The 9,926-nt window shown below is 28.7% G+C and carries 9 protein-coding genes; 5 read left to right on the plus strand and 4 right to left on the minus strand.

Annotated features, from left to right (window positions below; genetic code table 11):
• Window positions 1–6: 6 nt before the first annotated feature.
• The 4 genes from Q0K19_RS04375 to Q0K19_RS04390 form a co-directional block, all read right to left on the minus strand.
• A complete protein-coding gene (locus Q0K19_RS04375) occupies window positions 7–306 on the minus strand; it encodes a hypothetical protein (protein WP_297245712.1) in 300 nt (99 codons plus the stop codon).
• A 406-nt stretch (window positions 307–712) separates the two neighbouring features.
• Window positions 713–1,876: a restriction endonuclease subunit S gene (locus Q0K19_RS04380; RefSeq protein WP_297245714.1), complete on the minus strand. Its 1,164-nt coding sequence runs from the start codon at window positions 1,874–1,876 to the stop codon at window positions 713–715.
• Between the two features lie 204 nt (window positions 1,877–2,080).
• On the minus strand, window positions 2,081–2,527 hold the full coding sequence (locus Q0K19_RS04385; protein WP_014489025.1) for an Hsp20/alpha crystallin family protein: 447 nt from the start codon (window positions 2,525–2,527) through the stop codon (window positions 2,081–2,083).
• A 102-nt stretch (window positions 2,528–2,629) separates the two neighbouring features.
• Complete coding sequence (locus tag Q0K19_RS04390) at window positions 2,630–3,085, minus strand: Hsp20/alpha crystallin family protein (protein ID WP_297245717.1); 456 nt, start codon at window positions 3,083–3,085, stop codon at window positions 2,630–2,632.
• 367 nt (window positions 3,086–3,452) lie between these two features.
• On the opposite strand from Q0K19_RS04390, the gene Q0K19_RS04395 reads away from it, so the two are divergent.
• The 5 genes from Q0K19_RS04395 to Q0K19_RS04415 all read left to right on the plus strand — a co-directional run.
• Window positions 3,453–4,436, plus strand: a complete 984-nt coding sequence (locus tag Q0K19_RS04395; RefSeq protein WP_297245719.1) for a biotin--[acetyl-CoA-carboxylase] ligase — start codon at window positions 3,453–3,455, stop codon at window positions 4,434–4,436.
• A gap of 17 nt (window positions 4,437–4,453) precedes the next feature.
• Window positions 4,454–5,455 (plus strand): biotin synthase BioB, encoded by a 1,002-nt coding sequence (bioB, locus tag Q0K19_RS04400; RefSeq protein ID WP_297245721.1) that lies wholly within the window; start codon window positions 4,454–4,456, stop codon window positions 5,453–5,455.
• A gap of 34 nt (window positions 5,456–5,489) precedes the next feature.
• Window positions 5,490–6,155 carry a dethiobiotin synthase gene (gene bioD, locus Q0K19_RS04405; protein ID WP_297245724.1) on the plus strand — a complete coding sequence of 222 codons (666 nt, stop codon included), beginning with the start codon at window positions 5,490–5,492 and terminating at the stop codon, window positions 6,153–6,155.
• 333 nt (window positions 6,156–6,488) lie between these two features.
• Window positions 6,489–7,829 carry an adenosylmethionine--8-amino-7-oxononanoate transaminase gene (bioA, locus tag Q0K19_RS04410; protein ID WP_297245726.1) on the plus strand — a complete coding sequence of 447 codons (1,341 nt, stop codon included), beginning with the start codon at window positions 6,489–6,491 and terminating at the stop codon, window positions 7,827–7,829.
• Window positions 7,830–8,392: 563 nt separating this feature from the next.
• Window positions 8,393–9,926, plus strand: a 1,534-nt coding sequence (locus Q0K19_RS04415; protein WP_297245729.1) for a peptide ABC transporter substrate-binding protein, incomplete at its 3' end; no start/stop codon positions are given.

Raw genomic sequence — 9,926 nt, forward strand, 5'->3', positions numbered from 1 at the left:
AGGTCCTTATCCTCTTACATTAGTAACAGTAATTCCTAATTCTTTAGCAGCTTCAATATCTACAACATTATATCCTGTAGCAAGCATTCCTATATATTTTAAATTTGGAAGCGACTGCATTAACTTTTTATCAATTACAACTTTACTGTTTAATATTCCCCAAGCATCTTTAGCTGCTTCATACACTTTATTATAATCGGTTCTATCATAAACAGTTAAATCTGATATGCTTTCTATTTCTCCCCAAGATATATCTCCCGGGTTCAATATAAATCCGTCAAGCACCACTATTTTTGGTTTATTCATGTTTAATTCCTTTTATCATTTTTATATATAGTATATACATAAATAACTATATTTTGTCAATTTCTATATTTTCTAAATATATTATCAACTTTTTTGTCGCTCAAAAAAGTTGCAAAAAACGCAAGTGCTGCAACCTCATATTATTACAATATGTATTAAATATGTGATAATACCTGAAATTCAAGTTAAAAATGCAGCCTTCCGCGAAGCGTATCCGAGTTTATCGAGGATATAAGGTTCTTTTTTGGCTAATCAAAAAAGAACGAAGAAAAAAAGATTTTATATACTAAAAAGCATTCCTTAAACCAAAAAGCGTACAAATAATATAAAATCAAAAAATAAATCAAACTTTAAAAAGCAATCCCATAAATAAAAGGCAAACAAATACCATAAAAACAAAACCTTCTTATATTCTAACTTCACCTGTTAATAATTTCTGCATAAGCCCTTTCTTCTGCTGTTTACGAAGTTCTAACTGCTTTTTAAGATTCTCTATCTCCTCATCTATAACCGAAAGCAGCCCTGCAATCTTTTTCTGTTCTTCTAGGCTTGGAACTTTTATTTTCATTGTAGACATAGCATCAAATGATAATATACTTCTTACACTACCTGCAGATAGTGATTTTATATAACCATTAAAATTATGTGATTGAATCCAATATTTTAAAAAATATTTATATATAATTTCATGGTTTATACTAAATACTACATACATAGGGCTAACTATACAAACATCAAAATTTTCTAACATTGATATTGAACCAACATTTACTCTTGCAGGATTATAGGCAAAATCCCATTTATCAACTATTTTATAATTAGATAAATCTTTACTTGCTATAGTTTTTCCAAAGAATTCATTCTGTATTACAAATCCATCTTTATTAGTTACACTCAAAACCAAATTTATTTTATTATTTTTATTTTTGACAGTTTTTTCTTTTATAACTTCATTTAAAGTAGTATTTTTCCACTCGTCCGTAAATTCTTTGAATCGCACTTCACCGCTTAGCAGTCTTTGCATTACGCCTTTCTTATACTGCTCTTTTTTCTCTATTAACTCCGTAAGGTTCTCTATAACTTCATCGCATAATGACAATACTTCTGCTATGCGTTTTTGTTCCTCTAGGGGTGGGATAATAAAATTTATTTCTGACATATAACTCCAATCTGCTCTTGGCATTTTAGTACCACAAGATATGTTAGCGATATGATCAAATTTATATGATTGAATAAAATAATATAAAAATTCATTAATTACTTTTTTACCTTTTAAAACCCATATTTCACTTGAACATACTCCGTTAAATTTAGCGTTATGAAATTTTCTCAAATATGGTCTTAATTTTCCATAAAGTATATCTCCATTTTCAAATATATTTTTTATACTAAGTTGATCATTAGAATTAATGTATCCTTTTAAAATTCCTGTATCGCTTTCTATATGTTCTAGTTCAATACATTTATAATTAGTTTTATTTTTTTGCGGATCATATTTTTTTGATGATATAAATAAAATGTCTCTTAATTTTGCTTCTTGCCAGCCTGTTGGAAGATGTGTATTTTTCATAAATATACCTTTATTAAATATAATATGTACTTCTTTACTATATTATACTATGATATATAAAAAAATTGAAACTATTTTAATATCACTTTTGATACTGAAAAAAAAATTACTATAAAATAAAAAAGACACAGGATATTTTATCTACCCTGTGTCCCTATTATTATGGATTATATCTTATGAATTGAATTTACATATAGGCTTTAATTATTCTCCTTTGATTTCTATCTTCTTCTCATATTTAAGTTCTTCTTTCTTTGGAAGTGTTACCATAAGTACGCCGTTATTCAAATTGGCAGCTATATTTTCAACATCAATTCCTTTTGTGCTGATATTAAAGCTTTGCTCATAGCTTGAAATAACTTCCTCTCTTGACTCTCCATTTTCTGATTTGAAAGTTTTTTTCCTTTTAGCAGAAATGGAAAGTATATTCTCTTTTATTCCTATTTCTAAATCTTCTTTTTTTACGCCCGGCATATCCATTTCTATAATGTAATTTTTATCATCTTCTTCTATTCTGTAATTTGATACTCTATTATGATAATCATTATAAGCATTGTAGCCGTTATAATGACCGCAGTTTCCTGTTGAATTACATCTATTAGCATTTGAAAAAATTGAATGTAAAGTTGGTACAAATATTCTTCTTGACATATTAAAACTCCTTAATTTATATTAACTTATCTCTTATTTTTTAATTTTTAATAATTTTCCATAAACCTCTATATTTTATAGCCTTCATTTAATTAATAACAATTAACCTATACTAATTTTTTTCTCATATTTTACTTCCTCTTTTTTAGGAAGAACTATTTTTAAAACACCGTCTGTCAAATTAGCTTCAATGTTCTCAACATCTATTCCTTTTGTGCTGATATTAAAGCTTTGTTCATATTTAGAAACAACCACTTCATTATCATTTTCTTTATTCTCACTATTTTCTGCTGAAGACTCAATAAGTTTTTGTTTATTAACTCTCTTTCTTTCAGCATATATAGAAAGTACATTTTCTTTTATACCTATTTCTAAATCTTCTTTTCTTACACCCGGCATATCCATTTCTATAGTGTAATTTTTATCATCTTCTTCTATATTGTAATGAGATAATTTTCTAACCTCATCATTGTTATATAAACTGCCGAATGCCTCGTCAAAACTTCTAAAATCATCTAACATAGAATGTAAAGCTGGAAAAAATAATCTTTTAGTCATAATTAAACTCCTTTTTATGTAAACTTTTATATTTCTAAATCTAATCAGCGATTAACTATCATTTGTTTTAACTCTCACCGAGTCATCATCGCTTACACTATTATATATGCAAGAAATATGCCAATTATTTTTAAAGTATTGTATATTTATAAAACACTATTAATAATTAAGACAGTGTATAGAGTATATAAATCATAAAAGATGTACAATATTGATACATTGAATTTTTATAGTATGTATATCAATTATACGATATGACTCCTAATCAAAAATAGATGTTCATACTTTATACAATTTAAATAAAAATTGTAAACTTATTATGTTTTTAAAGTTGACAATTATAGTTATTATGTTATTATTCTCAATTATGGGAAAAAATTTAAAAGAAAATATAATATCAATACTAGAATCAAATAAGGGATTATTCATATCAGGCGAAAAACTAGCAAATGATCTGAATGTAAGCAGGGCTGCCATTTGGAAAGTTATAAAATCTTTGAAAAATGAAGGTTATGATATTCTTTCTGTATCAAATAAAGGCTATGCTCTATCAAAAGAAACAGACATATTATCATCAAAAATAATAAAAGATAATATGCCTAAATATAAAGATAAATTCAACTTTGTAATATATAAAACTGTAGAATCTACAAATATTGTAGCAAGAGGCATGGCAATGAACGGAGCTGACAGCGGAACCGTAGTAATTGCAGAAGAACAAACAAGCGGATACGGAAGAAATGGAAAATCTTTCTTCTCGCCTTATGGTACAGGCATATATATGAGCATTATACTAAATCTAAAAAAAGAGAAAAAGATTTTTAATAGTTCATTCATCACTACTGCTGCAGCTATGGCTGTGTCAAAATCTATAGAAGAAATTTCAAATGAAAATACACAGATTAAATGGGTTAATGATGTATTTATAAATGGTAAAAAAGTATGCGGAATACTTACTGAAGGAGCTTTCAGTTTTGAAGACGGTAAATTGGATTATGCCGTTATAGGAATAGGTATAAATGTTAATTTCCCTAAAAATGGTTTTCCTGAAGAAATTAATAATATAGCTGTTTCAATAAATAAAATGCAAAATAACAAAGATATAAGAAATATTTTAATAGCTAAGATATTAGAAAGAATGTATGAATACTATTTTAATAATGTGGCATTCTATGATGAATACAAAAAACGTTCTTTTTTAATAGGAAAAAAAGTTTCGCTTAATATAGACAATGAAGAGCATATAGTAAAAGTATTGGATATAGATAAAACTTTTGCTCTTGTAGCGGAATTTCAGGACGGTAAAATAGACAGAATAGTTTCAGGGAGTGTAAATCATAGAGTATCATAAATAGGAGGTTATAATATATGAGTAATATAGATTTAATTATCAAAAAAGAAATATCTTTAGAAGAATTAAGAGAGAAAATAATAAAAGGTTATGATATAACAAAAGAAGAAGCCATGAAATTAGTAGAAGCACCATTAGAAGATTTATGCTCTGTAGCTAATGGAATAAGAAAATATTTCTGCTCTAATATATTCGATATGTGTTCAATAATCAATGCTAAAAGCGGAAAATGCTCAGAAAACTGTAAATTCTGTGCACAGTCATCTCATTATGATACAAAATGCGATGAGTACGATATTCTAGATAAAGAAAAAATATTAGAGCAAGGAAAAAGCGATTTTAATAAAGGTGTATTAAGATATTCTATAGTAACATCAGGAAGAGCTTTATACGGAAAAGAGATTGATGAAGTTTATGATGCAATAGAAACCATTAATAAAGAAACTGAAGGATATGTATGTGCATCTTTAGGTTTGCTTGATGAGAAAGTATTCAGAAAAATGAAGAATGCAGGACTTAAAAGAGTTCATAATAATTTAGAGGCTTCAAGAAATTTCTTCCCTAAAGTATGCACTACTCATACTTATGATGATAAAATCAATGCTATAAAATCAGCACAAAAAGCAGGAATGGTAGTATGCAGCGGCGGTATTATGGGAATGGGCGAAACTTGGGAAGATAGAATAGATATGGCAATAGAGCTTAGAGAATTAGGGATAATGTCAATACCTGTTAATATGCTTAATCCTATAGCAAGTACTCCTTTTGAAAATATTAAGCCTCTTACTGAAGATGATATGAGAAGAATAGTTGCTATTTATAGATTTATTAATCCTAGAGCATTCATAAGACTTGCAGGAGGAAGAGGACTTTTAGAAGATAAAGGAAGATCATGCTTTTTATCCGGAGCTAATGCCGCTATAACAGGCGACATGCTCACAACTGCAGGCATTTCAATAGAAACAGATAAAAAAATGGTTGAAGAATTAGGATATAAAATAGAGTTAAAAGAAGACTAACTCATAATAAAGATTAATTTATTAGGAAATATTTATGGCTAAAGCTATTTTTATAACAGCAACAGGTACTGATATAGGTAAAACTTATGTATCAGGATTAATTGCAAAACACATGAAAGATAAAGGATTGAATATAGGATACTATAAAGCAGCATTAAGCGGAAGCTCTGATATAACAGACAGCGATGCTTGGTATGTAAAACAGCAGGCCGATTTATTAGATTCTTATGATGAAATGGTGTCATACACTTATAAGCATGCCTATTCCCCTCATTTGGCAGCACAAATTGAGGGGAATCCTCCGGATATAAAGGTTATAAAAAATGCTTATAAAAATATAGATAACAGGCATGATTATATGATAGTAGAGGGAAGCGGCGGTATAATATGCCCTATTCGCTATGATAATAATCAAAAAATATTTTTAGAAGATATCATAAAAGAATTAAATATACCTTCTCTTATAATAGCAGATGCCGGACTTGGAACAATCAATTCTACAGTTTTAACTATAGAGTATATGAGAAGTAAAAATCTAAAAGTTAATGGTGTTATATTAAATAGATTTGAAATGGCAAATGAAATGCATGATGATAATAGAAAAATGATAGAGGAGATGACAGGAGTAAAAATTATAGGCGTTGTTATAGACGGTATTTTAAAACTAGATGAAAAAAATATAGAAAATCTATTTGAATAGAATAATATTTTTACTTAATATATACATAAAAAAATATACTTTGTCAAAAATAATTTATACTTTTGTTGTTATTCTGGGGCTTTGCCCCAGACCCCACTTCTTTTGTTGCCACAAAGAAGCAAAAAGGCTATATTGTAGCTTAAATTTAATAGTTTATATACATGTAAAATGAAATTAGTATTATTAGTACTAATTTTATACTTGCACTTTCGCGTAGCGTATCCGAGTTTATCGAGGATATAAGGTTCTTTGACGAAGTCGCTGGAAAAATAACAACAAAAAAATTGACAAACTTACAAATTTTTAGTATATGTACTTAATAAAGGACTAGTTATGACATTAGAAGAAAAGGATTTAAAATATATTTGGCATCCTTGCTCACAAATGAAAGATTATGAAGAGCTTCCTCCAATCATTATAGACAGAGGAAAAGGAATTTATTTATACGATAAAGACGGAAAAGAGTATATTGATATTGTAAGTTCTTGGTGGTGCAATTTACTTGGGCATTGCAATGAAAAAATAAATGCCAATATCAAAGCACAGCTTGACAGATTAGAGCATGTTATATTTGCAAACTTCTCTCATGAAGGAGCTATTAAATTATGCGAAGAGCTTATAAAAATAATTCCGAAAGGATTAACTAAATTCAATTTTTCTGATAATGGTTCTTCATCTGTAGAAGCTGCATTAAAAATGGCTTTTCAATATCAGCATCAAATAGGAAATACAAAAAGAACAAGATTCATGTGTTTTACTGACGGTTATCATGGTGAAACTATTGGAGCATTATCCGTTGGAAGTTTGGACTTGTATGCAAAAATATACAAACCGATGTTAATGGACACTATACATATAGAAGCACCTGACTGCTACAGATGTAAATACAATCAAAACAGAGAAACTTGCAAATGCGAATGTTTTGAAGATGCTGAAAAAAAGTTTAAAGAATACGGAGAAGAAACTTGTGCCGTTATAGTAGAGCCTTTGCTTCAGGCTTCTGCTGGAATGAGAATATATCCTCCCCTATACTTGAAAAAATTAAGGGAGCTTTGCGATAAATACAATGTAGTTTTTATAGTTGATGAGATAGCTACAAATTTCGGACGCACAGGAAAAATGTTTGCATGCGATCATGCTAATATAAGCCCAGATATAATGTGTATTTCAAAAGGCTTAACAGGCGGATACATGCCTATGGCAATAACAATAACCACCGACAAAATATACGATGCTTTCTATGCTGACTACAATGAAGGAAAAGCTTTTATGCATAGTCATACTTACAGCGGAAATCCTCTTGGCTGTTCTGCTGCTTTGGCTGTACAAAAAGTTTTAAGGGAAGATGATATTATAAACAAGGCTCAAGTAAGAGCGAAATATTTAAATAATAAATTAAAAGAAAAATTACTTGATCATAAAAATATAGGAGAGATTAGAAATATAGGGCTTATTAATGCTATGGAATTAGTCACTGATAAAAATACAAAAGAAGGATTTGACTCTAAACTTAGAATGGGTTATCAAATATATAAAAAGGCACTTCAAAGAGGACTTCTATTAAGACCTTTGGGAAATGTAATTTATTTTAATCCGCCTTTAATTATAAATGAAGATGAAATAGATAAGGCTGTTGATTTATGTGTATCTTCTATAAATGATATACTGAAATGATTAATTTTAAATGCACTATTTTAGAAATAATAATAAAGTATTATTTATGAGTAAAAAAAGCATATATTAAATTCATTACAGTATAAACTTAAAATTTATAGTATATACTAAAAATTTTTAAGTTTATAAAAATTTAGATTTTTAATTTTATTGCTTGTGGTGGCTTTGCCCCCACACCCCCAGTTCTTTTTGTGACCAAAAGAACCAAAAAGACTGCATTTTTACATAAAACTATGGTATTATATTACATTTAATACACATTCTTAAAATATTAAGTTGTAGTATATGCGTTTTTTGCAACTTTTTTGAGCGACAAAAAAGTTGATAATATATTTACAAAATATAAAAATTGACAAAATGTAATTGTTTAGGTATATACTGAAAATTTTTAAGTTTCTCAATTTTTACGTTGTTCTTTTTACCTCGACTTCGTCAGAGAACCATACTAAGTATGCCTCACGAAGCGTGACTTTGGCAGGCAAAAGTGCATATATTAATTATTTGTATACAAGTAATTATTAAATATAAGCTTACTTTTTATAAATTAATCAAAGGAAAAACAAATGTTCAAAAAAATAATTACTGCTGGTTTATTAATGCTGTTAATTGTATTCGTATCTTGTTCAAAAAAAGAAATGAGTGATAATGATATAGTTATAAATCTTGCTCCGGAACCTTTAACTATGGATCCCACTTTAAACACAGATAATCTTACTATGATATATATTCTTCATGCTTTTGAAGGTCTTACAAAAAAAGATGCCAACAATAAAATAATAGGCGGAGCTGCTGAAAGCTGGGATATTAATAAAGCAGGCAATATCTACACTTTTCATTTGAGAACCAATGCTAAATGGAGCGACGGTAAAGAAGTTAAAGCACAGGACTTTGTTTATACTTGGAAGAGAGCCGTTGATCCAAAAACTGCCAATAAATACAGCTATTATTTTGAAGTGATAAAAAATGCAAAAAAAGTTATAAGCGGCGAAAAAACTATAGAAGAGCTTGGAGTAAGAGCAATAGACGATTATACATTTGAAGTGGAATTGAACAGCCCTACTGCATACTTTTTAGAGCTTGCTGCTTATCCGCCTTTTTATCCTGTTCGTGAAAATATAATAAATGAATACGGAGATGATTGGACTTTAAAGCCCGCAACATATATTGGAAATGGTGCTTTTAAAATGACTGAAAGGAATTTCGATAAAAGCATAATACTAGAAAGAAATACCAACTATTGGAACAATGAAAATATAAAGCCTAATAAATTAACTTTTCTTTTGATGGAAGAGCCTAATACTTCTCTTGCAGGTGTGCTTAATAATTCAATTCATTTTGCAAAGCCTTTTCCTAGAAATGATATTGAAAACCTAAAGCAAAAAGGAATAGTTCATATTGTACCAGTTGCTGCATCATATTATTATAGATTCAATCTAAACAAAGAAGTTTTAAAAAATGAAAAGGTAAGAAAAGCTATATCTTTAGCAATTGACAGAGATTATATAGTAAAATCAATCACAAGATGCGGAGAGCGTCCTGCTGGAAGTTTGGTTCCTTATGGCATTAATGACATAAACGGAGATTTCAGAACTAAAGCAGGAGAGTATATAATATCTTCCAATTATCAGAAAAACATAGAAGAAGCTAAAAAATTATTATCTCAGGCAGGATACAAAAACGGAAGAAATTTTCCTGTAATTGATTTGCTTATAGCTACAAGGGAGTTTGACATAAATATTGCCGATGCTGTTCAAAGTATGCTTAAAGAGAATTTAAACATTGATGTAAGAATAGTTAAGCATGAATGGGCTTCTTATCTACAAAACATGTATGACAGAAATTTTGATTTAGCTGTTTATTTATGGTATGCCGATTATAATGATCCTATAAACTTTTTAAACATTTTTAAAAGTGATGCTCCAAACAATTACGGCTCATATTCAAACAAGGCTTTCGATGATTACATTGATATAGCATCCACAAACAAAAACAATCAAATAAGGATGCATTCACTTCATTTAGCAGAGAATGTTTTTATGAATGACAATGCTATAGTACCGATATATTTTTATTCTGAGGCACTTTTAGTATCTCCTA

Origin of the sequence: uncultured Brachyspira sp. (assembly GCF_944393015.1) — a bacterium.
Classification (GTDB): Bacteria; Spirochaetota; Brachyspiria; order Brachyspirales; family Brachyspiraceae; genus Brachyspira.

Coding starts and splice junctions, on each gene's coding strand:
- Q0K19_RS04385 (WP_014489025.1), bottom strand. CDS start 2,527: ATGTCAAGAAGAATATTTGTACCAACTTTACATTCAATTTTTTCAAAT.
- Q0K19_RS04390 (WP_297245717.1), bottom strand. CDS start 3,085: ATGACTAAAAGATTATTTTTTCCAGCTTTACATTCTATGTTAGATGAT.
- bioB (WP_297245721.1), top strand. CDS start 4,454: ATGAGTAATATAGATTTAATTATCAAAAAAGAAATATCTTTAGAAGAA.
- Q0K19_RS04375 (WP_297245712.1), bottom strand. CDS start 306: ATGAATAAACCAAAAATAGTGGTGCTTGACGGATTTATATTGAACCCG.
- bioD (WP_297245724.1), top strand. CDS start 5,490: ATGGCTAAAGCTATTTTTATAACAGCAACAGGTACTGATATAGGTAAA.
- Q0K19_RS04395 (WP_297245719.1), top strand. CDS start 3,453: ATGGGAAAAAATTTAAAAGAAAATATAATATCAATACTAGAATCAAAT.
- Q0K19_RS04380 (WP_297245714.1), bottom strand. CDS start 1,876: ATGAAAAATACACATCTTCCAACAGGCTGGCAAGAAGCAAAATTAAGA.
- bioA (WP_297245726.1), top strand. CDS start 6,489: ATGACATTAGAAGAAAAGGATTTAAAATATATTTGGCATCCTTGCTCA.